This window comes from Microbulbifer regidiadema (SeqCode) (assembly GCF_052467605.1).
Genome location: NZ_CP174316.1, coordinates 4,210,016 through 4,235,976, shown reverse-complemented (window position 1 = coordinate 4,235,976; position 25,961 = coordinate 4,210,016). Strand labels below are relative to the sequence as shown.

Annotated in this window: 25 protein-coding genes; 6 read left to right on the top strand and 19 right to left on the bottom strand. The window is 54.7% G+C overall.

The features are described from left to right. Position 1 precedes the first annotated feature (1 nt). The 7 genes from rodA to ACJJIF_RS19145 all read right to left on the bottom strand — a co-directional run bounded on the left by rodA (position 2) and on the right by ACJJIF_RS19145 (position 6,751). Positions 2-1,147 (bottom strand): rod shape-determining protein RodA, encoded by a 1,146-nt coding sequence (gene rodA, locus ACJJIF_RS19175; RefSeq protein ID WP_444929874.1) that lies wholly within the window; start codon positions 1,145-1,147, stop codon positions 2-4. Further along, complete coding sequence (gene mrdA / locus ACJJIF_RS19170) at positions 1,140-2,981, bottom strand: penicillin-binding protein 2 (protein WP_444932383.1); 1,842 nt, start codon at positions 2,979-2,981, stop codon at positions 1,140-1,142. The genes rodA and mrdA overlap by 8 nt, the downstream gene beginning before the upstream one ends. 227 nt (positions 2,982-3,208) lie before the next feature. Next, entirely contained in the window at positions 3,209-3,685 is a 477-nt protein-coding gene (gene rlmH / locus ACJJIF_RS19165) for a 23S rRNA (pseudouridine(1915)-N(3))-methyltransferase RlmH (protein WP_444929873.1), read from the bottom strand. Between the two features lie 5 nt (positions 3,686-3,690). Continuing rightward, on the bottom strand, positions 3,691-4,068 hold the full coding sequence (rsfS, locus tag ACJJIF_RS19160; RefSeq protein ID WP_444929872.1) for a ribosome silencing factor: 378 nt from the start codon (positions 4,066-4,068) through the stop codon (positions 3,691-3,693). Then, positions 4,065-4,748 carry a nicotinate-nucleotide adenylyltransferase gene (nadD, locus tag ACJJIF_RS19155; RefSeq protein WP_444929871.1) on the bottom strand — a complete coding sequence of 228 codons (684 nt, stop codon included), beginning with the start codon at positions 4,746-4,748 and terminating at the stop codon, positions 4,065-4,067. The genes rsfS and nadD overlap by 4 nt, the downstream gene beginning before the upstream one ends. Before the next feature lie 38 nt (positions 4,749-4,786). Continuing rightward, the gene (locus tag ACJJIF_RS19150) at positions 4,787-6,070 is read right to left on the bottom strand and encodes a glutamate-5-semialdehyde dehydrogenase (RefSeq protein ID WP_444929870.1); all 1,284 of its coding nucleotides are present in this window, start codon (positions 6,068-6,070) and stop codon (positions 4,787-4,789) included. Between the two features lie 96 nt (positions 6,071-6,166). Beyond that, the gene (locus ACJJIF_RS19145) at positions 6,167-6,751 is read right to left on the bottom strand and encodes an LON peptidase substrate-binding domain-containing protein (RefSeq protein ID WP_444929869.1); all 585 of its coding nucleotides are present in this window, start codon (positions 6,749-6,751) and stop codon (positions 6,167-6,169) included. Between the two features lie 183 nt (positions 6,752-6,934). On the opposite strand from ACJJIF_RS19145, the gene ACJJIF_RS19140 reads away from it, so the two are divergent. Beyond that, complete coding sequence (locus tag ACJJIF_RS19140) at positions 6,935-7,216, top strand: peptidylprolyl isomerase (RefSeq protein ID WP_108734321.1); 282 nt, start codon at positions 6,935-6,937, stop codon at positions 7,214-7,216. A gap of 71 nt (positions 7,217-7,287) precedes the next feature. On the opposite strand, the gene ACJJIF_RS19135 is transcribed toward ACJJIF_RS19140, so the two are convergent. The 4 genes from ACJJIF_RS19135 to mpl form a co-directional block, all read right to left on the bottom strand. Beyond that, on the bottom strand, positions 7,288-9,870 hold the full coding sequence (locus ACJJIF_RS19135) for an efflux RND transporter permease subunit (protein WP_444929868.1): 2,583 nt from the start codon (positions 9,868-9,870) through the stop codon (positions 7,288-7,290). A 118-nt stretch (positions 9,871-9,988) separates the two neighbouring features. Further along, the gene (locus ACJJIF_RS19130) at positions 9,989-10,276 is read right to left on the bottom strand and encodes an Rdx family protein (RefSeq protein ID WP_444929867.1); all 288 of its coding nucleotides are present in this window, start codon (positions 10,274-10,276) and stop codon (positions 9,989-9,991) included. After that, entirely contained in the window at positions 10,269-10,859 is a 591-nt protein-coding gene (locus ACJJIF_RS19125) for a flavin prenyltransferase UbiX (RefSeq protein ID WP_444932382.1), read from the bottom strand. Before ACJJIF_RS19125 ends, ACJJIF_RS19130 begins: the two co-directional genes overlap by 8 nt. Before the next feature lie 99 nt (positions 10,860-10,958). Continuing rightward, a complete protein-coding gene (mpl, locus tag ACJJIF_RS19120; protein WP_444929866.1) occupies positions 10,959-12,314 on the bottom strand; it encodes a UDP-N-acetylmuramate:L-alanyl-gamma-D-glutamyl-meso-diaminopimelate ligase in 1,356 nt (451 codons plus the stop codon). Positions 12,315-12,597: 283 nt separating this feature from the next. On the opposite strand from mpl, the gene ACJJIF_RS19115 reads away from it, so the two are divergent. Then, complete coding sequence (locus ACJJIF_RS19115; protein ID WP_444929865.1) at positions 12,598-13,860, top strand: 6-phosphofructokinase; 1,263 nt, start codon at positions 12,598-12,600, stop codon at positions 13,858-13,860. A gap of 55 nt (positions 13,861-13,915) precedes the next feature. Here the strand turns inward: ACJJIF_RS19115 and ACJJIF_RS19110 are convergent, their stop codons facing one another. The 5 genes from ACJJIF_RS19110 to ACJJIF_RS19090 form a co-directional block, all read right to left on the bottom strand. Beyond that, positions 13,916-14,314 carry a VOC family protein gene (locus tag ACJJIF_RS19110; protein ID WP_444929864.1) on the bottom strand — a complete coding sequence of 133 codons (399 nt, stop codon included), beginning with the start codon at positions 14,312-14,314 and terminating at the stop codon, positions 13,916-13,918. A gap of 3 nt (positions 14,315-14,317) precedes the next feature. After that, a complete protein-coding gene (locus ACJJIF_RS19105) occupies positions 14,318-14,506 on the bottom strand; it encodes a hypothetical protein (protein WP_444929863.1) in 189 nt (62 codons plus the stop codon). Positions 14,507-14,562: 56 nt separating this feature from the next. Next, a complete protein-coding gene (locus ACJJIF_RS19100; protein WP_444929862.1) occupies positions 14,563-15,123 on the bottom strand; it encodes a hypothetical protein in 561 nt (186 codons plus the stop codon). A gap of 380 nt (positions 15,124-15,503) precedes the next feature. Further along, positions 15,504-15,995 carry a hypothetical protein gene (locus tag ACJJIF_RS19095; protein ID WP_444929861.1) on the bottom strand — a complete coding sequence of 164 codons (492 nt, stop codon included), beginning with the start codon at positions 15,993-15,995 and terminating at the stop codon, positions 15,504-15,506. A 320-nt stretch (positions 15,996-16,315) separates the two neighbouring features. Beyond that, positions 16,316-17,329: a hypothetical protein gene (locus tag ACJJIF_RS19090; protein WP_444929860.1), complete on the bottom strand. Its 1,014-nt coding sequence runs from the start codon at positions 17,327-17,329 to the stop codon at positions 16,316-16,318. 274 nt (positions 17,330-17,603) lie between these two features. On the opposite strand from ACJJIF_RS19090, the gene ACJJIF_RS19085 reads away from it, so the two are divergent. Next, on the top strand, positions 17,604-18,590 hold the full coding sequence (locus ACJJIF_RS19085; protein WP_444929859.1) for a transposase: 987 nt from the start codon (positions 17,604-17,606) through the stop codon (positions 18,588-18,590). Positions 18,591-18,778: 188 nt separating this feature from the next. After that, complete coding sequence (locus ACJJIF_RS19080; RefSeq protein ID WP_444929858.1) at positions 18,779-19,324, top strand: hypothetical protein; 546 nt, start codon at positions 18,779-18,781, stop codon at positions 19,322-19,324. Between the two features lie 183 nt (positions 19,325-19,507). Here ACJJIF_RS19080 and ACJJIF_RS19075 read toward each other — a convergent pair whose 3' ends face one another. Both ACJJIF_RS19075 and ACJJIF_RS19070 read right to left on the bottom strand, forming a co-directional pair. Further along, positions 19,508-20,461, bottom strand: a complete 954-nt coding sequence (locus tag ACJJIF_RS19075; RefSeq protein ID WP_444929857.1) for a hypothetical protein — start codon at positions 20,459-20,461, stop codon at positions 19,508-19,510. Positions 20,462-20,725: 264 nt separating this feature from the next. After that, positions 20,726-23,560, bottom strand: coding sequence for an ExeM/NucH family extracellular endonuclease (locus ACJJIF_RS19070; protein ID WP_444929856.1), 2,835 nt, complete (start codon positions 23,558-23,560; stop codon positions 20,726-20,728). A 264-nt stretch (positions 23,561-23,824) separates the two neighbouring features. Between ACJJIF_RS19070 and ACJJIF_RS19065 the strand changes: the two genes are divergently transcribed. Then, positions 23,825-24,292 carry a MarR family winged helix-turn-helix transcriptional regulator gene (locus ACJJIF_RS19065; RefSeq protein WP_444929855.1) on the top strand — a complete coding sequence of 156 codons (468 nt, stop codon included), beginning with the start codon at positions 23,825-23,827 and terminating at the stop codon, positions 24,290-24,292. Positions 24,293-24,296: 4 nt separating this feature from the next. Next, the gene (locus tag ACJJIF_RS19060) at positions 24,297-25,268 is read left to right on the top strand and encodes a S41 family peptidase (protein WP_444929854.1); all 972 of its coding nucleotides are present in this window, start codon (positions 24,297-24,299) and stop codon (positions 25,266-25,268) included. Positions 25,269-25,290: 22 nt separating this feature from the next. Here the strand turns inward: ACJJIF_RS19060 and ACJJIF_RS19055 are convergent, their stop codons facing one another. Next, positions 25,291-25,890 carry a pyridoxamine 5'-phosphate oxidase family protein gene (locus ACJJIF_RS19055; protein WP_444929853.1) on the bottom strand — a complete coding sequence of 200 codons (600 nt, stop codon included), beginning with the start codon at positions 25,888-25,890 and terminating at the stop codon, positions 25,291-25,293. Between the last annotated feature and the right edge of the window lie 71 nt (positions 25,891-25,961).

The window sequence follows — 25,961 nt, the reverse complement described above, 5'->3', positions numbered from 1 at the left end:
ATTAAAAATGTACTCGGCGCCGCTCAGTCGCAACAGCCATCAGCAGGCCAAACCCGGCCATCAACGTAATTAGGGATGTCCCGCCATAACTGATCACGGGCAAAGGTACACCGACCACCGGCAATAATCCTGTAACCATACCAATGTTTACAAAGACATAGACAAAAAAAGTGAGAGTTATACTCCCAGCCAGCAGCCGGCCAAATACGTGTTGGGCCATAAAGCTAATATAAATACCACGGGAGATAATTAGTACATATAGCAAAAGCAGTAACAAGGCGCCGCGCATCCCCCACTCCTCCGACAGTACCGCGATAATAAAATCGGTGTGGCTCTCCGGCAGGAAATCCAGCTGCGACTGGGTGCCCTGAAGGTAGCCCTTGCCGTAGACACCACCTGAGCCGATAGCCGCCTTGGAGTTAAATATATTCCAACCCGCGCCAAAACGATCATCGTCTGGATTGAGCAGAGTCAAAATTCGCTGTCGCTGGTAATCGTGGAGCCCCCAGTGCCAGATAGGATAGGCGGCAACCAACAAAGTCATTGCCGCTGCTCCGATCATCGCCCAGCTCAACCCCGCCAGGTACAGGGCAAAAAGCCCAGACGCGGCAATCAGGATTGAAGTGCCCAAATCCGGCTGGCGCACAATCAGCGCTGCCGGAATCGCTACAATCGCCAGTGCGCCCATCACTGTCGGCAGCGAGGGCGGCAGGCGGCGCTGATGCAGGTAAGCCGCCACCGCCATAGGCACACCGAGCTTCATCACCTCCGATGGCTGAAAGCGAAACCCACCGATTTCCAGCCAGCGCTGTGCGCCCATCGCCTTGGTGCCAATAAACAACACCCCGACCAGGAGCACACAGCCGCCCAAATAGGCCCAGGGAGACCAGCGCCTGTAGAAGTCGAGGGGAATTTGCGCCACGATAAACATGCCGACAAAAGCCGCGCACATAAAGATCGACTGGCGGCGCACATAGTTCATATCGCCGCCGGAGGCGCTGTACAGCACCCCGAGCCCCACCGCAGCCAGCACCAACAACAGCACCAGCAGCGGTATATCAATGTGCAGGCGACGGGAGAGACTGACCGGTTTGCGCAGACTACCGTGGACCTCTGATAAACGGTGGGAAAAGTCGCGACTAGCCATTATTGCCCGCCCCCTCACTCAAACTCATCGTATCTGCCGTTTTCTGCGACTCTTGTTGCTGCCGTGGCACCCACTCGGCAAATAGCTCCCGCGCTATAGGTGCCGCCACCTTTCCCCCGCCCTCACCGTTTTCAACCAGCACAGAGACGGCAATACGGGGATTATCCAGCGGGGCAAAGGCCACAAACAGAGCGTGATCGCGGTGGCGTTCCTGTAGGGCTTCTGAGTCATAACGCGCCCCCTGGGCAATACCGACCACCTGGGCAGTACCGGATTTACCCGCCACGCGGAAATCCAAGTCTCTGCCGGCCCGCTTGCCGGTGCCGGTGCGATGGTTGACCACGGCCTCCATCCCCTCAAACACCAGGTCCCAGTGATCCGGGCGGGCCTCAAAGTTGTGCAGTATCTCTGCGGGCTGTGCCACCCCATTGATCGACTTGACCATCTGCGGGCGGTAGTGGGTACCGCGATTGGCAATCGTTGCCGTCATCACTGCCAATTGCAGTGGTGTCGCCAAGACAAAGCCCTGCCCCAGTACCGCATTTAAACTGTCGCCGGGAAACCAGGGCATACCCCGGGCACCGCGCTTCCAATCCCGCGACGGAAACAACCCTGAACTCTCTATCGGCAGATCGATCCCGGTCTTGGCGCCCAGGCCAAAATGAGTGGCAATGCTGTGCATCTCATCGATATCCCAGCGGTGCGCCATATCCCAGAAGTAGACATCACAGCTCTGCGCCGTGGCCTGTATCAGATCTACCTTGTCGCCGTGGCCCCAACGCACGTGGTCGCGGTAGATGCGGGGATCGTTGGGCAGCTTGTAGAAGCCAGGGTCCTTGACGGTAGTTTCCCGAGTGATAATACCCGCCTGAAGCCCCCCCAATCCCATCAGTGGCTTTATCGTAGAACCGGGCGGATAGCGCCCCTGCACCGCGCGATTAAACAGGGGGACATCGAGGGAATCACTGAGGGCGCGGTAGTCGGCAAAGCTGATACCGGTCACAAATAAGTTGGGGTCGAAGGACGGCTTACTGACAAACGCCAGCACGCCACCGCTGTTCACATCGATCGCGACCACCGCACCGCGACGGTCACCGAGGGCATCCGAGGCCACCTGTTGCAGGCGCGCATCCAAGTTGAGGACCAGGTCCGCACCGGGCTTGGGGTCCTCGCGCTCAAGTACCCGCAATACCCGCTCATGGGCATTGACCTCAACATTCTCATAACCGACCTCCCCCAGTAGCAGGTCCTCGTAGGAGCGCTCCAGCCCGACCTTGCCAATGCTGCGAGTACCGCTATAGCGGCGCACATCACCCTCAGTAAAATTACTCAGATCGCGGTCACTGATTCGCCCCATATAGCCCACACTGTGGGCAAAGAGGTCTCCAAGGGGGTAGTAGCGCACCAACTCCGCCCCCACCGACACCCCCGGCATACGGAATTGATTGACACTGATACGGGCTATTTCATCGTCGGTCAGTCGAAAACGGAGGGGGACTGGCGCATATGAGGCGCGCGGGCGTTTGAGGCGCTTGCGGAATTTGGCGATATCGTTTTCATCGAGCCGCACCAGATTGCCGATCAGCTCCAGGGTGGCGTCCATCTCGCGAACCCGCTCGCTCACAATCAACAAGCTGTAACTGGGGCGGTTATCCGCCAATAAGAGGCCATTGCGGTCGTAGATCAAGCCCCGGGTCGGCGCGACCGGGCGTACCTGAATGCGGTTAATATCAGAGGCGGTGCGGTAGTCTTCGTAATTCACTACCTGCAAGTTGTAAAAGCGCGCAACTAAAACCCCCAGCAGAGCGATCACCCCCACAAGCGCCACCAGCATTCGGTTGCGAAACAGCCGCTGTTCGGTAAGGGGATCCTTGAGCGGGTCCTTGGGCGAAGGCTGAAAAGAGGCCTTGAAGGGGACCTTGAAGCGGTAATCGTGCGGCATCAGAATCTAGTCGATGGTTTTTGACTGGCGTGCAAAAAATCTAAATCCTACATTAACACAGGGCGAGCCGGGAGAGAGAACCGAGTCGGCAAATCTCTCCACGACTTATCGCAAACCCATTATTTGTGATAGGGGTGCCCGGCCAATAGAGTCCAGGCGCGATAAATTTGTTCCGCCAAAACCACCCTCACCAGCGGGTGGGGCAAGGTGAGTGGGGACAGGGACCAGCGCTGGCGCGCGCGGGCGAGGCAGTCTTCAGATAAGCCGTCGGGCCCACCGATAAACAGACTGACATTTTCCCCCAGTAGCTGCCAATCCCTCAGCTGGGTCGACAGCTGCTCGGTGCTCCAGGGCTTGCCTTTCACATCGAGCGCCACCACGTGATCCCGAGGGCCCACAGCGGCGAGCATTGCCTCACCCTCTTTTTTACGCGCTTTTTCAATCAGGGCCGCAGAGCTTTTTTGGCCCCGCTGCCCCAGGGGGATTTCCACCATTTCCAGGGCGATTTCCCGGGGCAGGCGCTTGGCGTACTCGGCGTAGCCCTCCTGCACCCAAGCCGGCATTTTTCCACCGGCGGCCAGAATGCGGATTTTCACAGCGATTAATCCCGGTGTGGATCGCTGCCATCGGCATCGTCGCGGGTGTTCGGCGTCATGGACCAGAGTTTCTCCAGGTCGTAGAAGCCGCGAACATCGGCGAGCATGACATGAACGACTAGATCGCCATAGTCAACTAACACCCACTCGCCCTGCTCGACGCCTTCAACGCCAATAGGGCGGATACCTTCTTTCTTCAGGTCGTCCACAACGTTCTCTGCCAGAGATTTTACCTGGCGGCTGGAAGTACCGGTGCAGATCAGCAGGCTATCCATTACATCTGAAAGTCCGGAGACATCCAGATCAACGATATCCTTACCTTTCAAATCCTCCAGCGCGTTGAGAGCGATATCTTTAATATTTGTCATAACACCTTGATTCATTGCGGGTCGCCGGAGGCGACCTCTGTATAAAGTCGATGGTTTTCTATGTACTGCAACACTGTGGCCGGCAATAAATAGCGTGGCGATTGACCACTTTTAATTAATTCACGAATTTGTGTCGCGGAAATTGGCAGCAGGCTCTGTTCCCGCAACAGTAGGCAGCCATAGGCCCGGGTATGCAAGTCTGTAGCAGTGCCCCGGTGGCGCTCCAACAACTCGACAAGGGGCCCCTGCCCTTCACTATCCCGATCCGGCAAATGCCAACCGGGCCGGGTCACCACTACTAAGTGCGCCAGTTCCAAGAGGCGCTCCCAGCGGTGCCAGCGATGCAAACTCAACAGGGAATCCAGTCCCATACAGAAACTGATGGAGACTTCGTCTCCCAGCTCACTGCGCAGCTCCTCCAGAGTATCCACCGTATAGGTTGAGCCGCCGCGAACAAGTTCCCGCTCATCCAGAGTTAATTCCTCACAACCCTCCAGCGCCAGGGCCAGCATTTCGCTGCGCTGGCGGGAGGAGACCCCGGGGCTCTGCCGGTGGGCCGGCTGGTGACTCGGCAGCAGGCGCATCTCATCAAATTCGAGCAGCTGGCGCAGCTCCAGCGCCATGCGCAGATGACCGAAATGGATCGGATCAAAGGTGCCGCCAAACAGGGCCAGTGTATGCCTTTTGCTCGCCACTATTACCTCTCGTGCTCGCAGCGCCTGCGGGAAAATATCTATTGGCGGATATGGCCATCCCCGAACACAATCCATTTCTGCGAGGTCAGTCCCTCCAGACCAACCGGGCCACGGGCATGGATTTTATCAGTACTGATACCAATTTCCGCCCCCAGTCCGTATTCGAAACCATCCGCAAAGCGGGTGGAAGCGTTAATCATCACCGAACTGGCATCCACAGCACTCATAAAGCGACGGCTGCGACTGTAGTCCTGGGTGACAATGGCCTCGGTATGACCGGAACCGTAACGGGCGATATGCGCCATGGCCGCCGCCATATCCGCGACAACCCGCACGGCGAGAACCGGGGCCAGGTACTCCTCGCTCCAATCCTCCTCTGTCGCCGCAACACAGTGGGGAAGGATTTCACGGGTGCGGTCACAACCGCGCAGCTCCACCCCTTTCTCCCCGTAGGCACTGGCCAAGCGCGGCAGTATATCCGCCGCAACCGTCTCGGCAACTAAAAGTGTCTCCATGGCGTTGCAAACACCGTAGCGGTGAGTCTTGGCATTGAGGGCGATATCAAATGCCTTTTGCAGATCGGCACGGTCATCAATATAGACGTGGCAGACACCGTGCAGGTGTTTGATCACCGGTACCCGCGCCTCGCGGCTGATCCTTTCAATCAGGCCCGTACCGCCGCGGGGAACAATCACATCCACATATTCCGGCATGGTAATCAGGGCACCCACCGCCGCGCGATCGGTGGTATCTACAACCTGCACCGTCGTTTCCGGCAAACCCGCTTCGCGCAGGCCGGCCACAATACAGCTGGCAATTGCCTTGTTGGAGTGCAGCGCTTCACTGCCCCCACGCAAAATGGTGGCATTGCCGGATTTCAGGCACAGGCTGGCCGCATCGATGGTCACATTGGGTCTGGACTCATAAATAATGCCCACCACCCCCAGGGGCACACGCATTTTGCCCACTTGGATACCGCTGGGGCGGTAGCGCAAGTCTGCAACTTCCCCCACCGGGTCGGGCAGTTCTGCAACCTGGGTCAGCCCCTCGATCATAGCGTCGATACGGGCATCGTTAAGTTCCAGGCGGTCGAGCAGAGCCGCGTCCAAGCCGCGCTCGCGCCCCGCCTGCATATCCAGTGCATTGGCCTCTAATAAAGACGGTCGCTGGGCCTCCAGTTGGGCGGCGATGGCTTTGAGGGCGCGATTTTTGGTAGCGGTATCGGCGCCAGCTATCTGTCTGGCTGCGGCGCGGGCGGCACGCCCCATATGTTCGAGCTTGGCGCGGGTGGATTGCTGATCAGCGGTGTCTGTGGCGGTCACTTGGCTCTCCGTGCAAAATCCGGTCGGCCGCGCAGTATAACCCAGCGCGATCCGCTTGAAAGTGCCGATTGCCGCGCCCCAGGGTTTTATAGCGGTCTATTCCCGGGCCCAGCGGTCCAGGTTCTCCGCGATGGTCGCAAGCCGCATAAGCGGATCTCGCACCGCCAACAGGTCTGTGCGCACCTTGTCTTCCAGCGGCAAAAGTTGTGCCAGCTGCCAGGAGAGCGCGTCGGCCGAATCCACCGGCTCAAATTTGAGCGACAGTGTGTGCGCCCGCTCCTTGAGCTCCTCCAACACCGACAGGAGGCCGTCGCAATCCACCGGAACCGGTTTTTCCTCGTCCTCGGGCAGCCACTCCACCTCCCCCAGAAGCAAGTCATCTTCTGCGCGACTGGTTCTGACGATGCGAAAGCGGCGCCGGCCTTTCACCTCTACGTTCAGCAGGCCCCCCTCGCCCTGCCCCCAGTCGACAATCTCGACATACACGCCGAGAGGCCATACAGAGGCCCGCCCCACTTCGCCCCCGGAGCGAATCAATACAATGCCAAAACCGCTATTGGTTTTCATGGACTCACTGACAAGGTGAATATAGCGCTGCTCAAAAATCCGCAGGGGCAAAGTTACGCCGGGATACAGGGGGACACTGAGGGGAAAAAGGGGAATCTGTTGCAAGGTGGTCACTCATTATTTTGCTGTGCCCTAAAGATACCACCGCCCGGGGATAGCCTGTGGCGGGGCACCAGACTTTTTACCGCCAATCCGCCGAATTGGGGTAAGTTTTTCCAATTTGGGACAATTGTCTCTGGCAAGCCCAACACCCAGCCTTTAAGCTGCTGCGGTAAATTGACCAAACGGAGATTTTTCATGCCTACAGCAACCGCTCGTCACATCCTGGTTGAAAGTGAGCAGCAGTGCCAGGACCTGAAACAGCAAATTGAGAACGGCGCTGACTTCGGCAAAATTGCCGAGCAGTACTCCCAGTGCCCCTCTAGCCGTTCCGGCGGTGACCTGGGCTCCTTCAGCAAGGGAATGATGGTTCCCGAATTCGACAAGGTCGTATTTTCCGAGGAGCTGCACAAGGTGCACGGCCCGGTCAAAACCCAGTTTGGCTACCACCTGCTGGAAATCACCAGCCGCCAGGACTGAGTCCGCGCTGTTTAGCAGACACAAAAAAGCCGGGATTATCCCGGCTTTTTTGTACTCCAAATTCCTTCTCTTCAGGCGCTCGGCGCCTCCTGTAGCGACACCTCGGGCTCGACCTCATCGGCCTGTCTCTGGCGACCGAGGGGCTTGAACATCACCAGCAACAGCGGCAGCAGGGTCAGGGAACCCAGCAGTGCGGCAGACATCGCCAGCGCGGTGAGCAGGCCGAAGTAAATCGACGGCACAAACTTCGACAGCGCCAGAATTGAGAAACCGGCAATAATCGTAATCGCGGTGTAGAACATGGCGCGGCCGATAGTGGCATGGCTGCGGTGCATGGTCGCCAGGTAATTGCCGTCTTTGGCAAACTCGGCGCGGAAGCGATACAGGTAGTGAATCGCGTGATCCACACCGATGCCCACGGTAATCGCGGCGATAGTAATCGTCATCATATCCAGCGGAATACCCGCGAGCCCCATACCACCGAGTACCACGCAGGCAGCCAACATATTCGGCACCAGCGCGATCAGCGCTATCCACAGGGAGCGGAACAGCACCAGGAACATCAGCAGGATGCCGACAAAGACCGCACCCAAAGTCAGAATCTGGGACTTGAACAGACTCTGCAACATATTGTTATACAGAACCAGCAGGCCGGTCTGGTGGATATTTTCCGGGGCTACACCCATCTCATTGTGGGCGTAGTTGTAGATACGCTGGATCAATTCATCCCGGCGCAGCGTCGGGTCTGTCTCCATCACCCGCAGGGTAATGCGGGCCTGGTTGTTCTCCGCCGACAGGTAGGGATTTACCAGCACCGAGCGGATTTCTGCCGGCAGGCTGGTATTGGCCACTGCCAGCTCAAAGTCATTGAGGGGGCCGCCTTTCAGATCTTTGGCGACCTTGTACAGGGTTGCCAGTGATTGCACCTTGCCAATCTCCGGCTGCTGCTCCAGGTAATCGTGCAACTGCTCCAGTTTGCTCAAGCCGGCCACGGTAAACCAGTAGCTCTGCTCCGGGGATGCCTCTTCACTGCCGAAAGGATCATCGCTGGCAAAAGGGTCCTCCTCCACGGCGAAGGGGTCTTCCTCGGCTTCCATCGCGAAGGGGTCCTCCTCGCCCTCGAAGGCCGCGTCCTGCTCCTCGGGCTGATCCAGAATAATATCCAGGGTCACGGTGCCGCCCAGGCGGCGGTCGATCACCAGCATGCCCTGGTAAATCTCAGTGGAATCGTCGAAGTAATCGATAAAACGGTTTTCCACTTTCAACTGCGCAATCCCCACCACGCTCACCACCGCTGCGACCAGGGAGATACCCAGCACTACAAACTTGTGGCGCTCGGCAAAGCGGGAAAATTGCAGGGTAAATGCGTGGGAGTTATCCGCACTCACACTGCCCACGCGCTTCGGCAGCAGCATCAGGAAGCTGGGAATAATCAGGAACGACAGCAGCAGGGCCACGGTCACCCCCATTGTCATCATCCAGCCAAAGTCGATTACCGGGCGGATGCCGCTCACCACCAGAGAGGCAAAAGCCACAATGGTGGTCAGCGCGGTATACAGACAGGGCTTGGCCATAAAGCGCACCGTCTGCAACACCAGCGTTTCAAGATCCCAGTCCGGGTTCTGGGCGATATATTCCCGGTAGCGCACGGCCAGATGAATCGTGATCGCCAGGGTGATAATCAGCAGCAGCGCGACAAAGTTGGCCGAGATCACCGTGAGTCGCCAGTCCAGCCAGCTGAGCAGCCCCAGCATCACAATCGCAGTGGTGACACAGGTCAGCAGCGGCAGCAGTACCCAGCGCGGCTGGCGGAAAATCAGCAGCAGGGTGATCACGATAAAAGCGAGAATACCGATACCGAAAACCAGCAGGTCGCTTTTAATAAACGAAATCATATCGGCGGTAATCATGGTTACACCACCGAGGAACAGCTCCGCCTCACCGCTGTAGCCGGCCAGGATAGCGCGCACCGTATCGACCCGCTGGTGAGCCACTTTCTCCTGTTCAGTGCGGTGGGCCAGGTAGACCGCGCTTATCTCTTCCAGGCGAGCGGCCTCTTGCGGGGTCAGGCCCTCGCTATTGCGCTTGCTGCGCAGGGCATCCCGCTCGCGCACCATCTCAATACCCCGGCTATCCAGGGTTAAGTTCGCCAGCAGTGCGGTTGTCTGCCCGTCCGGGCTCAGGATCAGCTCCCGATAAATTGGGCTGGAGAGGAACTCTTGCCGGGCCATATCCCGGTCCACATCGGGCCTGGAGAGGGTGCGCACCTCATCGCTGATATCGGTGAGCGCCAGTTTGGGGCTGTACAACAGGGGCACATCGAGAATGCTCTGCACACTGGACACACCGTCGACCTTGGCCAGTTGATCCCGCAACTTGCCCAGGGTGTGCAGGGACTCATCGCTGAACAGGTCCCCGGTCTTGGAGCGGTAGGTAACGACGAGGAAGTCGCCACTGGCATAGCGCTCGGAAATCTCGCGGAAGTAATCCAGGGATTGATCGGCCTCCAATGTCAGGGAATCGGCGGAGGCGTCGATCTTCAGCCGGGGCAGGCCCAGGGCCGCCAGCAGGGTTAACAAGCCGATCACCACCAACACCGCAGCGGGTCGCTTGGTCACCAGGTATTCATAGGACTTCTGTAAAGCTGGTAGCATAAAATTCCGCTTCTTATCCAAACTAAAAACTGACCGCATTGCGGCACAAACATTGTTCGCCCCGGCAATGATTTCGCAAACCTGAATTTGCCATAGCGCTGTTTTATTGAAACTTTTTTCAGGGTTTATCGATATGTCCCAGGTCACGACCGGGAAACAGGGTGTCCCTGACCCGCCGCTTAAGCTCCTTGGCTTCGGGGAAACCGCCGTCGCGCTTGCGCTCCCAGATTAAATTTTCACCAATCCGAATTTCGAATACTCCCCCACTACCGGGCTGCAACGCAACCTGATTTAAATCACTGGCAAATGTGTACAGCAACTCCTGGGCCATCCAGGTAGCGCGCAACATCCAGTTGCACTGCACACAAAAGTGAATGGTGATACTCGGCTTTACCGTCTCAACCATTTTGATCCCCCCAACTGGGCAGGAGTTTCTGCTCTATACCCAATTGGTCGAGCAGCCGCGCCACCACGAAGTCCACAATATCTTCGACCGAGCCGGGCTTCTGGTAAAAACCCGGGCTGGCCGGCAGAATCATCGCTCCCATACGGGTGAGCTTGAGCATATTTTCCAGGTGAATCTCGGAGTAAGGCGCCTCGCGGGGGACCAGGATTAACTGGCGGCGCTCTTTCAGGGCCACATCGGCGGCCCGCTCAATCAGGTTGTTCGAGGCCCCGCAGGCCACCGCCGACAGGGTGCCGCCACTGGCCGGGCAGATCACCATACTGGCGGGGGCTCCGGTTCCCGAGGCCACCGGGGAAAACCAGTCCCGCTTGCTAAACAGAGTCAGCTGTCCCGCCTGCGCGGCAAAGCGCTCGGCGAGAAACGCCTGTAACTCGCGCTCATCGCCCTCGGGCAGCTGCATATCGGTTTCGGTGTTGATCACCACCTGGGCCGCCTCGGACAGCAGTAGCCATACGCGAACGTTCGCCGCCAACAGGCATTGCAGCAGGCGCAAACCGTACTGGGCACCGGAAGCCCCGGTCATGGCCAGGGTCACGGTTTTTTCGAAAGAGGATTGGTGCAAGGTCGATCCCTTATTCGGCCCCGCGCACACTGGGTGGCGCAAGGGCAGTGATTGTCTGACTTACAGATCGTATTTCTGTTCCAGGGCGCCGATCAAGCGCTGGTGGATACCGCCAAAGCCGCCGTTGCTCATCACCACGATATGGCTGCCCTCAGCGGCGAGTTCCACCGCCAGTGCCACCCCACTTTCAACGGAGTCAAACACTTTTGCCGGTACCGGGCTGTCGTGGATAACTTGATCCAGCGACCAGTTCATCCCCTGGGGCTGATACCACAGCACCATATCGGCCCCGGAGCAGGCCTGGGCCAGGGCCTCCCGGTGTATCCCCATGCGCATGGTGTTGGAGCGCGGCTCAATCAGGGCAATAATTTTGTCCTGCCCCACTTTTGCGCGCAGGCCGTTCAGAGTGGATTCTATCGCCGTGGGGTGGTGGGCAAAATCATCGTAGACACGGATGCCGGCAACCTCACCCAGGCACTCCATACGGCGCTTAACCCCCTGGAAGCGCCCCAGGGCCGCCGCACTCAATTCCGGGGTAACCCCCACATGGCGCGCCGCCGCTATCGCGGCGAGGCCATTTTGTACATTGTGTTGCCCGGTCAGGTCCCACTCGACCCGCGCCACGGTCTCACCGGCAAACTGGACGCTAAAACGGCTGCCATCGGCGGCGACATCCACCGCGCACCAATCATCGCCGACCCGCTGCACTTCACTCCAGCAGCCTTTCTCCAGCACCTGCTCTACATTCTGCTCCGCAGAGGCCACAATCAGGCCGCTGGCGGGCACCGTGCGCACCAGGTGGTGGAACTGTTTCTGGATCGCCGCCAGATCTTCAAAGATATCCGCGTGGTCAAATTCGAGATTGTTGATAATCACGGTGCGCGGGCGATAGTGTACAAATTTGGAGCGCTTGTCGAAAAAGGCGGTGTCATATTCATCCGCTTCGACAATAAAGAAGGGGGACTCTCCCAGGCGGGCGGAAACGCCAAAATTACCCGGCACCCCGCCGATCAGGAAGCCCGGCTGCATATCTGCCGCTTCCAGAATCCAGGCCAGCATACTGGCGGTGGTGGTTTTACCGTGGGTACCGGACACCGCCAATACCCAGCGATTGCCCAAGAAGTGATCGCACAACCACTGGGCGCCGGAGGTATAGGGCAGCCCCTTCTCCAGTACCGCCTCCACCGCCGGATTCCCCCGGGACATAGCGTTGCCGATAATCACCAGGTCCGGGGCCGGCTCCAGCTGCGCGGCATCATAGCCCTCGGTAATCTGGATACCCGCCAGTTGCAACTGGGTGCTCATGGGCGGATAGACATTGGCATCACTGCCGGTAACGCGGTGGCCTTCCGCCACTGCCAACTGGGCCAAGCTGCCCATAAATGTGCCGCAAATACCTAATATATGAATATGCATAGCGGAAAAGTGTACTCCTACGGGTTGCGGCGCAAGCTTAACATGGCAAATCGGGGCAGTAATTGCCAAATACCGCAGTTACCATGCAATTTTATCGCTATTCCATTAGACTCCACCCCCGCACTGGCTGGCCTCATCCCCTCAGCGGGAGTAGGATTTTCCCAGTAGTGCCAACCCCGATACGAGCTCCCGGTTATCCCCACTGGCACAGGCCTTAAAACGAGATGCGAGGCGGATTACCGGATCGGAACACTTTCCTATATCTCTAAAACACAGGATAACCATGTCGAAAAAGAACGCCTTCTATGCGCAGTCCGGTGGTGTGACCGCCGTGATCAACGCATCCGCCTGCGGCGTAATCGAAGCTGCGCGTGAAAACCAGGACAAAATTGGCAATGTCTATGCGGGCCTCAACGGTATTCTCGGCGCACTGCGCGAGGAACTGATCGACGTGAGCCAGGAGAGTCCAGAAGATATCGCCGCACTGCGCCACACCCCCTCCGGCGCCTTTGGTTCCTGCCGCTATAAACTGAAGAGCCTGGAAGAGAATCGCGCCGAGTACGAGCGACTGATCGAAGTTTTCAAGGCGCACAATATTGGCTACTTTTTTTACAACGGTGGCGGCGACTCCGCAGATACCTGCCTGAAAGTATCCCAGCTGTCCGAGACCATGGGCTACCCCATTCAGGCCATCCATATCCCCAAAACTGTGGATAACGACCTGCCGCTGACCGACAACTGTCCGGGCTTTGGCTCCGTTGCCAAATATGTTGCCGTCTCCACCCGCGAAGCGGCGATGGATGTCGCCTCTATGTGCGCCACCTCCACCAAGGTATTTATCCTCGAAGTGATGGGTCGCCACGCGGGCTGGATCGCCGCCGCCGGCGCCCTGGCCCAGGAGCAGGAGGGCGATGCGCCCCATATCATCCTGTTCCCGGAAATCGCTTTCGATAAAGAGAAATTCCTCGCCAAAGTTCAGAAGACTGTGGACGAGAAAGGTTACTGCGTGATTGTCGCCTCCGAGGGCGCCCAGTACGCAGACGGCACCTTCCTCGCCGACGCCGGCACCACCGACGCCTTTGGCCACAAGCAGCTGGGTGGTGTTGCCCCGACCCTGGCCAATATGGTCAAAAGCGAACTCGGCCTGAAGTACCACTGGGCCCTGGCAGATTACCTCCAGCGCGCCGCGCGCCATATCGCCTCCGCCACCGATGTCGAGCAGGCCTACGCCGTGGGCCGCGCCGCTGTAGAAATGGCAGCAGCAGGCAAAAACGCCATTATGCCGGCTATTATTCGCGCAGAAGGTGAAGAGTACAGCTGGTCCATCGCAGAGGCACCGCTGTCTGAAGTTGCCAACGTGGAAAAGTTTATGCCGCGCGACTACATCAGCGAAGATGGCTTCGGCATTACTGAAGCGGGACGCAACTACCTGCTGCCCTTAATCCAGGGCGAGGACTACCCTCCCTATAAAAACGGTATTCCCCAGTACACCACTCTGAAGAAGCAACTGGTAGATAAAAAGCTGGATACCGATTTCGAAGCTTAATCGAAGCGGCAAGCGCTAATAAAAAGCCCCCGGGTAACAGCGGGGGCTTTTTATATTAATCTGGCCGCGCAGCCTCCATATCCGACCAAACCGCAAACTCATTGCCGCAGGGCTCCCTAAAATGAAAGCGCCTGCCACCGGGAAAGGAAAAAATCGGCTTGGCAATTTCAGCGCCATAGCGCACAACTTTTTCCAGGGTACCCTCCAGGTCGCGACTGTATAGCACCACCAGCGCAGATCCACTTTCTGGTGTACTTTTCCGCTCCGACTTAAAAAAGCCGCCATCCAATCCCGCATTGGAAAAAGTACTATACTCCGCACCGTAATCGGTAAAGGTCCAGGCAAAAGCTTCGCGGAAAAATGCCTTGGTTTTATTCAAATCTGTGGAGGGTAATTCAATATAATTTATTTTTTCACACTCTCGCATAAGCTCGTCACTTAATCCTTTTTTCACCGCTTAAACTGTCGGGCGCACCGGGGAGTTCAGCCGCTGAAAACTGATATTTGCCACTGCCAGTGGTGCCTCCGGCAGAGAGTAATGGGGGGCGCTTTCATAGGTTAGCGTGCGGGTAGAGAGGCTCTCTTTTAAAGAGTGGGTGCCGGTCCATTCCAGGCTCAAGTCTTTCAATATCTCAACTACCTGCACACCTTTCTCCCCCGCAGCGCTGTAACAAGGCCGCCAACTATCCCTAAATAATTCACTCAACCGATAAACTGCGTCGCTTTGGCCCCATAGGTATAACCGAAATCCCGGCTTTCCGTACCTTCGGCCTGATCCCTCGCCTGCCCTTCATCGCGGCGATTCCAGGGATAATTAAAATGGCTTAACCTGACCATAGATTCAAATTGGTCCGGCTCCCGCAGGGGAATACAGGTAAAGAACAGCCCGTCTAACGGGAAGCGCAATGCCTTTGGGATCTGGTTCTGCTTGGCCTCCAAGTCAGGCAAGTAGTTGTTATAGAAGTTTTTAATCGATTGGCTGGCCTTCGATCCCCTTCTATTCCTTCCGACAGAATTGGTACCGATAAAGTGCTCTCCCAGGCGCTTTCGCAGGGAACGCCTGTGCTTGCCAACATACATTGGGTAAAAACCCGTCGGATAACCAACCGCATGCAAGCCAAAAGCCGTATTTTGCAAGGCCATATACTTATCCTTTCTAAAACCGATCTCGTAGACACCGGCAGTGTCTGGAGCATCCAGATAGTGGCTCAACGGGCGCAATGGTTCCCACGAAGGCAGATCTTTCCAATATACCTCTATCATTTTTCAAATCCCTTTGGCTAATGGCGCTTAAAATCCCCAGATATTACCCAGCGGACACTTCACAAGCCAAACGGAATCAACCCGCCCAGCAACAAAACTCTAGCCGCTGCCAGGCAATTAAACGGGATATTCACCTGCAACGCTATAGGTCGATAGTTTAATCGCAGCCAATAAAACAACAGAAGAAACAATAAGGCGCCAACAATAGAGAGAGGAGAAAGCGGCCGGCCACCTCCCCCGCCAATCCAGGCTATAAAGGCACTTAATATACCGCGTCATTTATTTTGAAAAACCACCAGACCTAAACACCAATAAAACAACCCCTAATCTATGGAGACATCATTTTTCTCACCCATTGCGCACCCTTAGCTTTTCAAAATTCACCCATCAAAAAATTTTTGATACGAAAATTTCACCAGAGAATCATCACCTCTAAACAATTCAGTTGGCCGCAAGCCAAAAGATTTAAACCTGAAATCAAGCATAGGCTTATAAGAACCCTCATGATAAACCCCTCCATCGCCCCCGAAGCCAGTCAACTCTATGGTCACTATACCCTCGGGCTTCAACAATCTGGCGAGATTACTAAACGCATTATTACTATTCAGAAAGCATTCACCCGCAGCACTATAAACATCTATGGTCTCAAAGTGTTCCTCCGTCAAATCGTGACTACTCCACTCTGAACAAATGTCATATTCCAGATCAGGTCGCACATCAAGACTCTCTCGGCTGTCCACTATCAAATAGGGTTTAACCTCATCAAAATAGTATTTAAGAAGCCGAAAATTTCTAACCACCTCAAACTTCCATCTATGCAAAATAAGCCCGTATGTCTTCCCGGGCATTAACCACATGGGTAAAAAAGGCATCTATAGACTCCACTGATAATTATCTACAATTAAAAATTCCGCAAATATAAATATCGAGACACATGTCAGACTGCAACTCTTGAGATATATAAGGATTTCCGCAAAGTAGTAAATAGATCATCTGCCAGCTTAAAAGTCAGCGCTATCACAGGGTAGTGTAGCGACTCCCCAAGCATCTCTATAGAGCATTTTTCCTTAACCCAAAGGTAGATCACAGGGATATTGAGTTAAATTGAAATTCGTAATTTACTGGAGCAGCCTGCGCCCCCTCTAAATATAAGCGAACCTTACCAGAGCGTTTTCTCTCCACAACTTTCATATTATTTTTTGGTTAACTCTGGTTTCGACCTCATTTTAGCCATTTTATTTTTTTGAATAGTTAATCTTGACCCCGCTCTCATTTTGGCCATTTCGACTCTTGGCACCGTTGATTTTGGCTCCGCCCTAATTTTGGCCACCTCGACCTTTGCTGCACTTAACTTCACTCCGGCTCTCATTTTGGCTACTTTGTCTCTTGGACTAACTACTTTTTGCCGCACTCCCATTTTGGCACCAAACCCTTCTAATTCAGCCTTAAACTGATTCACTTGTGATACCAAGCTGGCAACTGCCCCGGATATAAGTTCGGCAGTTATAGGTGCACCCGTCAAATAACTTCCAGTGAGCCGGGGTGGTGCAGATACACCACCATGGTTTTCTCCAAAAAAATTGACAGGGAGCTCAGAAGGACAACGATTAGGATATAGCATCCACGTATCCCCTTGATAAACCTCCTTAACGGTGGAGAAAAAATCTTCACTTCCATTCAAATCCTCCGCCATCAAAGCCTCCCTCCTAACCCTTTGCTCGTCAAAATCATTCCAGGGATAATAGAACATCCCCAATCTCTTTAGAGCCTCAAAGTGTGCTGGATTTTTCAGAGGAATATAAGTAAAGTACAGGCCATATTTTAAAAAACCATACCCTGCTAACCCAAAATAACCACCAGCAATATCCCTATACACCTCCAGGTAATCTCTAATATTTTCATTACAATTGCTATTCGCTGGGTAATAACAATCTGCTATACCGCAACACCCTCTACCTTGATCCTTCCCGACAAACATTGGGATAAACGCTTTTGGGTACTCACGGCCATGTATCTCCTCCGGAGCAAAACTTTGCTGAACCACAGCCCCGCTCACGATAAAACCTATCTCGTAGACATAAAACTTATCCTTTAGACCTAAAAAATTCTCAGGTTCCAGCCTGCGCGGAACACTCCATTTAGGGGTTTTAAGCTTATTTATATTATCATTCCAGTCCTTAGCTTTTCCTAAGTTTACTCTCGCCATTTCTCCATCTCTTTAATTAACAGAATTTAATCCATCAATATCATCCGAATCCCCAACCCAAACATTCACACACAGTGCCACATCCCCAACCCCAGCCACAAGCCATTCCCTCTCTAAAAAACAGCAAGCCGCCAAAACGGCTGACGAGCCTCAATTTGACCGAGAGAAGCTTTCTTAGGTAGCCATCAAAGTCGTAGCTATAAACGCCATCCATATTGACACGACAGAATTCAAAGAATTAAATACTGTATATAAACACAGATAACAGAGACCGATGCCCTTACCCCGCAGCGCCCAGATTTCCCTAGAGGCAACCCCCTACTACCACTGCGTATCTCGATGTGTACGCCGAGCATTTCTGTGCGGCAGGGATAGGCAATCCGGCATTGACTATGAGCATCGCCGTGAGTGGATTGAGTCAAGAATGCACAAGTTGGCTGGAGTATTTGCGCTAGATATCGCAGCCTATGCCGTGATGAGCAATCACTACCATATCGTGCTCTATATTGACAAAGAAGCCGCGCAGGACTGGTCGGATACTGAAGTGATTCTCCGCTGGCAAGAGCTATTCAAAGTTTCCCACCTGGCCCAGCGCTTCATACGAGGGGCCTCGCTAGATCGCGGCGAAAAGGGAAAACTCAAAGAGTTGATAGATCTATGGCGGGAACGCTTAATGGATATTAGCTGGTTTATGCGCTGCTTAAATGAATCCATCGCCCGCCAGGCTAACGCAGAAGACAATTGTACCGGCCGCTTTTGGGAGGGTCGTTTTAAATCTCAGGCCCTGCTCGATGAAAAAGCCCTTGCCGCCTGCATGGCCTATGTCGACCTTAATCCTATCCGTGCCAACATCGCTAAAACGCCAGAGGATTCTAATCACACTTCGATACAGCAACGTATTCGTGCAGCAACCTCAGGGGACCAACCCAAAGATCTGCTACCCCTTGTGGGCGGCGAGCGTCTGAATATGCCCAAGGGGCTGCCCTTTCAGCTAGATCACTATTTGGAACTGGTAGACTGGAGTGGCCGACACTTAGACCCCAAAAAGCGTGGCGCGATTTCTGAAGACACGCCCCCAATTCTCAATCGGCTGGGTATCTCAGCAAAACATTGGCTCTATCTCAATCGAAACTTTGAAAGCCGCTTTAAAGGCCTGGTGGGATCGGTAGAGGCTGTACGACAAGCCTGTATTCAACTCGATAAACGCTGGGCACACGGAGTCAGTGACTGCCAGCGCTTCCTATCTGCTCCATCAAGCTAACCCCTATAAATCCCCAACATCACTCTTACTGACTTTTTATCCAAACCCACTATTTCACCCTCAAAACAGAACCCCAATCTACTTGCTCTATTTCATAGGGTTTAATTCAAAATTAGAAAGAAATACCTGCCAGAGCCGACTTCTAAAGGAGATTTCAGCACAGCCCTCCAATCTATGGGTGTCTTATTTTGTTGTTGGCTAACGCAGAAGACAATTGTACCGGCCGCTTTTGGGAGGGTCGTTTTAAATCTCAGGCCCTGCTCGATGAAAAAGCCCTTGCCGCCTGTATGGCCTATGTCGACCTTAATCCTATTCGCGCCAATATCGCTAAAACTTCAGAGGATTCTGATCATACTTCGATACAGCAACGTATTCGTGCAGCAACCTCAGGGGGCCAACCCAAAGATCTGCTACCCCTTGTGGGCGGCGAGCGTCTGAATATGCCCAAGGGGCTGCCCTTTCAGCTAGATCACTATTTGGAACTGGTAGACTGGAGTGGCCGACACTTAGACCCCAAAAAGCGTGGCGCTATCTCAGAAGACACGCCCCCAATTCTCAATCGGCTGGGTATCTCAGCAAAACACTGGCTCTATCTCAATCGAAACTTTGAAAGCCGCTTTAAAGGCCTGGTGGGATCGGTAGAGGCTGTGCGACAAGCCTGTATTCAACTCGATAAACGCTGGGCACACGGAGTCAGTGACTGCCGGCGCTTCCTATCTGCTCCATCAAGCTAACCCCTATAAATCCCCAACATCACTCTTACTGACTTTTTATCCAAACCCACTATTTCACCCTCAAAACAGAACCCCAATCTACTTGCTCTATTTCATAGGGTTTAATTCAAAACTAAAAAGAAATAGCCGGCATAACTGGCACCCAAAGACACTGCCAGCGCCATTCTCCAATCTATGGGTGTCTTATTTTGTTTTTCTTCTTTCATCTATCCCTTTATAAACCTTCTCCCTCCTGAATTTACCTGCCAGCATACGTATCACCACATTCCGCGACACCTTCTTACCTCCACCAATCCTTACATTATCCGTTCTATCCTCCGTATCAACAATGGACGGCAAAATCTTTTCCGTATTAAAATCCCCCTTCGAATACCTCTCCGCATTCTCCTTAACTCTTCTTGCATTTTCCTCACGTCGAACTTTTGAGATATCAGCAATCAGTGTGTTAAAATCATCAGACATCTCGAAAGGGTCCACCATCACCTTCGCACTATAAATCCTATCCACACAATTATAACAATGTGTCATCCCATCTTCAGGGATTTGAGCTTCACTTAAAATCCTTAAATCTAGACTCCCCTCAGTCAGCATCCGTTCTCTATTTTTAGGTTGATCGTAGTCATTCCAAGGATATTCATAAAGCCCCAATCTGAGACCTTCAAATTTATCCGGCTCTTGCAAAGGGATACAAGTAAAATACAATTCCGAAAATAGATAGGTGTAATCCCTCAAGACCCCACCATTTACTCCTGCCAAAGCTTTCCAAATATAAGTGCACCCAGCCGTCCTAACAAATTTCAACATATTATAGTATGTTGCTATACATCTATTAACTCTCTCTCTAACCTTCTTTTTGTTAGAATAGGATGATTCCAAATGTTCCCTCAAACGTTGTCGCATAGAATTCTCATGCTTACCAACATACATTGGTATAAACGAATGCATTGGATAGCCATAGCCAGATATCAGCGGGAGGCCTGTGTTCTGTTCAGCGTAACGCTCTGGTAGACGAAAGCCTATTTCATAGACACCCCCGGTATTGGGAGCCTCATGAAAATCTAGTAGACTATGAACCTTAGTCCATCGAGGCACAGGCCTTCCATTAGCGTCAGAGATTTTTTCTTCGTTTGATTTCAAAGTTAGCGTCACCGTTTAGCGCCTCTTCAATTAATAGAATTTATCCCATCACCCACCAATAAAAACCCCACCCAAATCACCAAACAGAATATACACCCACACTGCCACACCCAACCCCCACCCACAAGCCACTCCCCCTCCCAAAAAAACAATAACCCGCCAAAAATAAAAACAGACAAAAGAAAACGGCCGGACACCTCCAAAAGGTATCCGGCCGCCCAATAAAAAATCGAATTATTTATGCTTAGCGACGCTCAATCCACGCTAAAACAGCGGGCGAATCTCAATTTGGCGATAGGCTTTATCTTCACTGCCCAAATCGTCTTTCACCGTCAGGGCTATTTCATAACTGCCAGCGCTGGTATAGCGATGCAGGGCCCAGGGGCCGGTGTGGCTGTTGCCATCGCCGAAATCCCACTCGTAGCTCAGCTTGCCAGCGCCGGCGTAACTGCTGCGATCTTCCACCCATACCCAGCGCAGGAAATTATGTACTTTAAAATCCGCCTGGATATCAGCAAGCGCTGCCACCCGCACAGTTTGTTCAGCCGTAGAGACCGCACCGCGATCGTCTTCGACTTGCAAAGTAACTACATAGGTCCCCGCAGCGGCGTAACTGTGGCTGGGGTTTTGCTCAGTGCTGCCGCTGCCATCGCCAAAATCCCAGGCCCAGCGCACGATATTGCCATCGCTGTCGATACTGCTGTCGGAGTAGCTCACGGTAAAACCCTCAACACCCCAAGCAAATCCGGCCTGCGGCTGCAGATTGTCGGCGCGCAAATCCAGCTCAAGCACCAGCGGATCATGGTCTGATGCGCGGAATGCATCGGCAGAGTAAAGCGTTTGCACCTGCTCATCGGTTTTATTTTCGGTGTTGTAATCCAGCACGCGGGGCTCGTCGGCATTGATATGCCAGTCGACCGCGCCGGTTACCAAAGGCGCCAGGGCGGCACTGGCGAGGGCGTGATCCAGATAGCCGGACTCACCGCTATAAACATAGGAATAGGCCTCAGCCCCGCCAAACTCCGCCAGCAAGTCGGTATAACCCGCATCCTTTAATGTGGTGATGGGATTTTCCCGCGCGTAGCTATTGAGGTCGCCGAGTATCAGCACGCGCTCGGTGCCGCTGTTGCTGGGATCGGTATCGATCCAGCTAAGCAGGGCGTCCGCCGCTGCCGTGCGCAGGGTATTCCAGCAGCCCTGGCCATCGCCCTGGTCATCGTTCAGACTGCCGTCACCGGGGCAGCTGCCTTTCGATTTAAAGTGATTGACCACCACCGCCAGCATCTCACCGCTGGACAGCTCGCTAAAGGTCTGCAACAGGGGCTGGCGGTTGGCATCATCGAAGGGGTAGCTATCGGTTGTCGCGGCGGCCCCTACGGGCACCACCCGGTCGCTGCGATAAATCAGTCCCACCGCAATTTCATCGCTGCCCAGTTGCGCAAGGTCCGGATGAATAAATTGATAGTGCTCGCTGCCTATGGCGGCGTTGAGACCGTCAATCAAATCCCGGATTGCACTGTCGGAACCGTAGCCGTCGTTTTCAATTTCCATTAGGCCGATTACGTCGGCATTCAGGCCGAGAATAGCGGAGATAATTTTATCTCTCTGGCGCAGGAATTCCGCTTCGCTGTCGGCGCCCCGGGCAGTCGGGAAGCCCGCGCCGTTGCCGTCGCCATTGAAATAATTCAGCACATTGAAGCTGGCAACTTTCAAACTGCCCACACCGGGTAGTTGCGGAGCACTTTCGCGCGGGTTGGCCGCAACAAAATCCGGTGCTGTTACCGGGTGGATACGGTAATTCCCGTAGCTATACCCGATAACACCGCGCAGCCCCGCGACGGTATCGCCATTGCGCAAGGTATTGCTGGCACTGAGACCGGATACCGGGTAGGGCACCCGCTCTGGGTTTTGCACATTGGAGCCGTCATCCAGTATGAGCTTGTTCAGTTCGTTGGCGCTGTCTTGGGCTGCGGCCGCCGCGCCGGGCTCATTGTTGTGAGTGGGGATATAGCGGCGGCCATTGGCCAGGGTCACTTCGCCGTAGCGGCCCAGGTTGTAGTGATCGTTCACCGTCAGCGCCTGCGGGAACTCCACCAGCATGCCCTCGTATTGCTCCGGCACTTCGGCAGCGCTAAACGGCAGGGACAGCTGCTCGGCCGTCACTTGGTAACCACTGCCACACACGGCAACAGCATCGACCTCATCCAATTCGGTAAAGTCGTAGTACTCGGTGACCACTCCGGCAACCCGTACCAGATCGCCCACTTGCACCGCTACGCCAAAGCCTTCATCGTGTACAAACAGGCCCTCAGACGTATTGAGCTGGCCATCCTGATCGCCGTCTTCCTCTTGCAAAAAGAAGCCGCCGAGGCCGCTATTGGTATCTTGAAAAGCGCCGACAACCACCGCTTCAATTTCGTGGCGCTCGCCTTGCAAGGCGCTGGCAAAACCGCTCCCCTGCACCTGGCTGATCAGCGTGGAGGTGTCGCCACATTCGCCGAATAGAACATCGCCATCGTCGTCACCACCGTCCTCTTCGCCGTGCCAGCCGAGGTGGGAAAAATCGTCCAGGCCCGCACTGGACCACTGCGCTGCGGGATCGAAAGCCGCGCTGCCATTGGTGCGTCCCACAGTCACACTGAGGTCGCGAATCAATGTTTGATTCTGGGTGCCCAGGCTGCTGTCGCCCCACTGGCTGCCGGGATCAAAGCCGATTTGGCCGATAATATCCACAGCCCCGCCTGGGCCATGCAGGGCCACCGCATCGTCGCCGTTAAACAGGCCACTGGTATAAATTTGATCGGCGAGCGACAGGATTGAAGGGTCGGCACTGCCGTGGGCCAATACGTACACATCGCCATCGGCCAAGCTGCCACTCAGGGCAATTGCCGCAGATGCGCTGGTGGCACCATTAAAATAAATTTCAATACTGTAATCACTCAGGTCCACCGCCGCACCGGTGCCATTGTAAATTTCCAGGGCCTTATTGTTGCTGCTGCCCTCGATATATTCAGAAATAATGAGGTCGCTGGCTTGGACCTCTTCAGCCAAAAGTGGTAACGCCAAAGCCGCAATGGCAGCCAAGCCAAATTCTTTCATAATTTTTCCTTTAGGTTGTACCCGGTACTGATCGAGTGGCGCAAAGAGTGGCGATTAATTTCTAAAATTCGATGAATGAAATATGAAATTTAAATTTCAGATCTGTGACAGAAAATCTATATCGCCACGGGTGCAGTGGGCTCAAGGCAAAAAGAAAAAGGCATCACATTATTCTCACCCAGAGAAAAATCGCCGGGCCGGCAGTTGCAATGCACAGATAAAATAATACACTGATTTATATAAGCGCTTATGGATAGGCCGCCGATGAAATACAGCCAACTGGGAACCCAGCTGCGCCATTTAGTCGAATTGCTGGATGGCGATGTTGCGGAAAGTTATAGCGCCTGCGGTTTGGCAAACTACAAACCGCGCTACACCCCGGTGATGCGCGCGCTGATGCAGCAACAGGCGGTCACAATTGGCGAACTGGTAGCGGCTAGCCATATCTCCCAGCCGGCGGTGAGCCAGACTGTCAAAGCGATGCTGCAACAGGGCTTGGTAAAAGTATCCGCCGGGGCAGACGCCCGCGAGCGCAACATCAGCCTGACCCGCCAGGGCCGCGCTTTAATCCCCAAACTAAAACAGCAGTGGCTGGCGACCCTGGGGGCCGAGCACAGCCTCAATGGCGAACTGTCGGCGCCGCTAACCAAATTGCTCGACGAGGCAATTGCAGCCCTGGAGAAGCAGTCCTATTTAGCGCGTATACAAAAAAATCTCGCTGCGGAGCATTGAAGCCATGAAACGTCAACTCAAGCTGAGTTTAGCGGTATTTATCGGTTTTTTTACCCCCCCACTCAGCGCCAGTGACAGCGCCACGGCCTGCCAATTTGAGCGCGCGGCCGTTATTCGAGCGGCCGCAGCGGCAATTCGACAACACTATGTGCTGAAGGAAAAAGGCTACACGCTCTCCGCCCAGCTGCAGCAACTGGCCGCATCTGAGCCCTTATCGCAACAGTGTCGCGATCAGGCGTTATTCGCCGACAGCCTCAGCGAAAAAATTCACTCCCTGTCCGGGGATCAACATTTCTATGTAACCTATATCGACCCACAGCGCGATGCCACTGACTGGATTGCCCAGTGGCGCGCCGAGGCCCCGCGCAATAATTACGGGGTTCAAAAAATTGAAATTCTGCCGGGCAATACCGCCTACCTTTCCCTCTCCGCCTTTCACACCCTGGAAAATGCCCAGCCGACGCTCGCCGCCGCTTTCACCCTGCTTCGACACAGCGAGGGGTTAATTCTGGATTTACGCAGCAATGGCGGCGGGGATGAGGACACCGCCAATGCGATTATGCAGTCGTTTATTGATCCCCAGGCCCCCCTGCCGTTTGTGATTGAAAGCCGCACGGCGCGCGAAATACCCCAGCGGATTTCTCCTCTGCCCTGGCCCGCCTACGGCACCGAGAGGCCCCTGGTTGTGCTGATCGATGGCAGATCCTTTTCCGCCGCAGAGAGCACCGCCTTTGCACTACAGCAACTGGGGCGGGCCACCGTGATCGGCACGGCCAGTGCCGGCGGCGCACATATGCTGGGGGAGCCGCAGCCGCTGCCCTACGGCTTTACCATCGGCATCCCCCACAAGCGTCCGCTGAGCACAATTGCCGGCGCTCGCCGCAACTGGGAGGGACAGGGCGTAATTCCCGATATCCAGGCCGGCGCCGGAGAGATTATTCCGCTCGCGTTAAAAGTCATAGCGCAGCAACGCTGAACTCTTAATAACTTATTCCCGCTTAAGCCAGCGGGCACAGCGGTTTGACACCGCTCCACACAGGCAGGGCCGAATCCGCAGAATTATCGACTGGCGCGCCGCTGCGGCGCTTGAATGCGCCCTCCTCTATGGTCAGGCGCATCAGCGCGGTGCCCTTGCGCTCCTGCAAGCTGGGCGGGCGCACCTGATCCCAGCGGCCCGGCTCGATATCGTTAATTATCGCCTTAAACACCGCGTCAAACTCCTGCGGGTCCTGCACCCGCTGCCCCCGGCAAAACACTACCGCAGAGCGATAATTAGCGCTGTGGCGAAAGGCCGACTTGGCCAGCACCCACTCATCGCAGCGGGCAAAAGAAATACACACCTGTTCGCCGGCCTCCAACAGTTTGTGCAGGCGGCTTTTATTCGCCAGGTGAAAGTATAAAAACTCTCCCAGGCGCCAAATGGTTAAGGGGATAATGATAACTTCGCCGCCCTCCACAAAGCCCACATGGCCGAGTTTTAATTCATCCACAAGCTGAAAAACATCCTCGCGGCGATAACTGGCGCGCTGTGGGGCGCGGCGCACACGACTTTTTGCCGACCTGGGCAACTCGGTGGAAATGGCTGTATCTCGCTCCATGGGACCTCTCTCAGATGCACTCGCAATAAAATGAATATCGCCAATGTAGGGGCTTGCTGGTACGCTGATAA

Excerpts from the sequence above, each read along its gene's own strand:
- rodA (WP_444929874.1), bottom strand. The coding sequence starts at position 1,147 with ATGGCTAGTCGCGACTTTTCCCACCGTTTATCAGAGGTCCACGGTAGT.
- mrdA (WP_444932383.1), bottom strand. The coding sequence starts at position 2,981 with ATGCTGGTGGCGCTTGTGGGGGTGATCGCTCTGCTGGGGGTTTTAGTT.
- rsfS (WP_444929872.1), bottom strand. The coding sequence starts at position 4,068 with ATGAATCAAGGTGTTATGACAAATATTAAAGATATCGCTCTCAACGCG.
- ACJJIF_RS19140 (WP_108734321.1), top strand. The coding sequence starts at position 6,935 with ATGCCTACAGCAACCGCTCGTCACATCCTGGTTGAAAGTGAGCAGCAG.
- ACJJIF_RS19135 (WP_444929868.1), bottom strand. The coding sequence starts at position 9,870 with ATGCTACCAGCTTTACAGAAGTCCTATGAATACCTGGTGACCAAGCGA.
- ACJJIF_RS19130 (WP_444929867.1), bottom strand. The coding sequence starts at position 10,276 with ATGGTTGAGACGGTAAAGCCGAGTATCACCATTCACTTTTGTGTGCAG.
- ACJJIF_RS19125 (WP_444932382.1), bottom strand. The coding sequence starts at position 10,859 with ATGACCGGGGCTTCCGGTGCCCAGTACGGTTTGCGCCTGCTGCAATGC.
- mpl (WP_444929866.1), bottom strand. The coding sequence starts at position 12,314 with ATGCATATTCATATATTAGGTATTTGCGGCACATTTATGGGCAGCTTG.
- ACJJIF_RS19115 (WP_444929865.1), top strand. The coding sequence starts at position 12,598 with ATGTCGAAAAAGAACGCCTTCTATGCGCAGTCCGGTGGTGTGACCGCC.
- ACJJIF_RS19100 (WP_444929862.1), bottom strand. The coding sequence starts at position 15,123 with ATGATAGAGGTATATTGGAAAGATCTGCCTTCGTGGGAACCATTGCGC.
- ACJJIF_RS19095 (WP_444929861.1), bottom strand. The coding sequence starts at position 15,995 with ATGCCTTTTTTACCCATGTGGTTAATGCCCGGGAAGACATACGGGCTT.
- ACJJIF_RS19090 (WP_444929860.1), bottom strand. The coding sequence starts at position 17,329 with ATGGCGAGAGTAAACTTAGGAAAAGCTAAGGACTGGAATGATAATATA.
- ACJJIF_RS19085 (WP_444929859.1), top strand. The coding sequence starts at position 17,604 with ATGCCCTTACCCCGCAGCGCCCAGATTTCCCTAGAGGCAACCCCCTAC.
- ACJJIF_RS19070 (WP_444929856.1), bottom strand. The coding sequence starts at position 23,560 with ATGAAAGAATTTGGCTTGGCTGCCATTGCGGCTTTGGCGTTACCACTT.
- ACJJIF_RS19065 (WP_444929855.1), top strand. The coding sequence starts at position 23,825 with ATGAAATACAGCCAACTGGGAACCCAGCTGCGCCATTTAGTCGAATTG.
- ACJJIF_RS19060 (WP_444929854.1), top strand. The coding sequence starts at position 24,297 with ATGAAACGTCAACTCAAGCTGAGTTTAGCGGTATTTATCGGTTTTTTT.
- ACJJIF_RS19055 (WP_444929853.1), bottom strand. The coding sequence starts at position 25,890 with ATGGAGCGAGATACAGCCATTTCCACCGAGTTGCCCAGGTCGGCAAAA.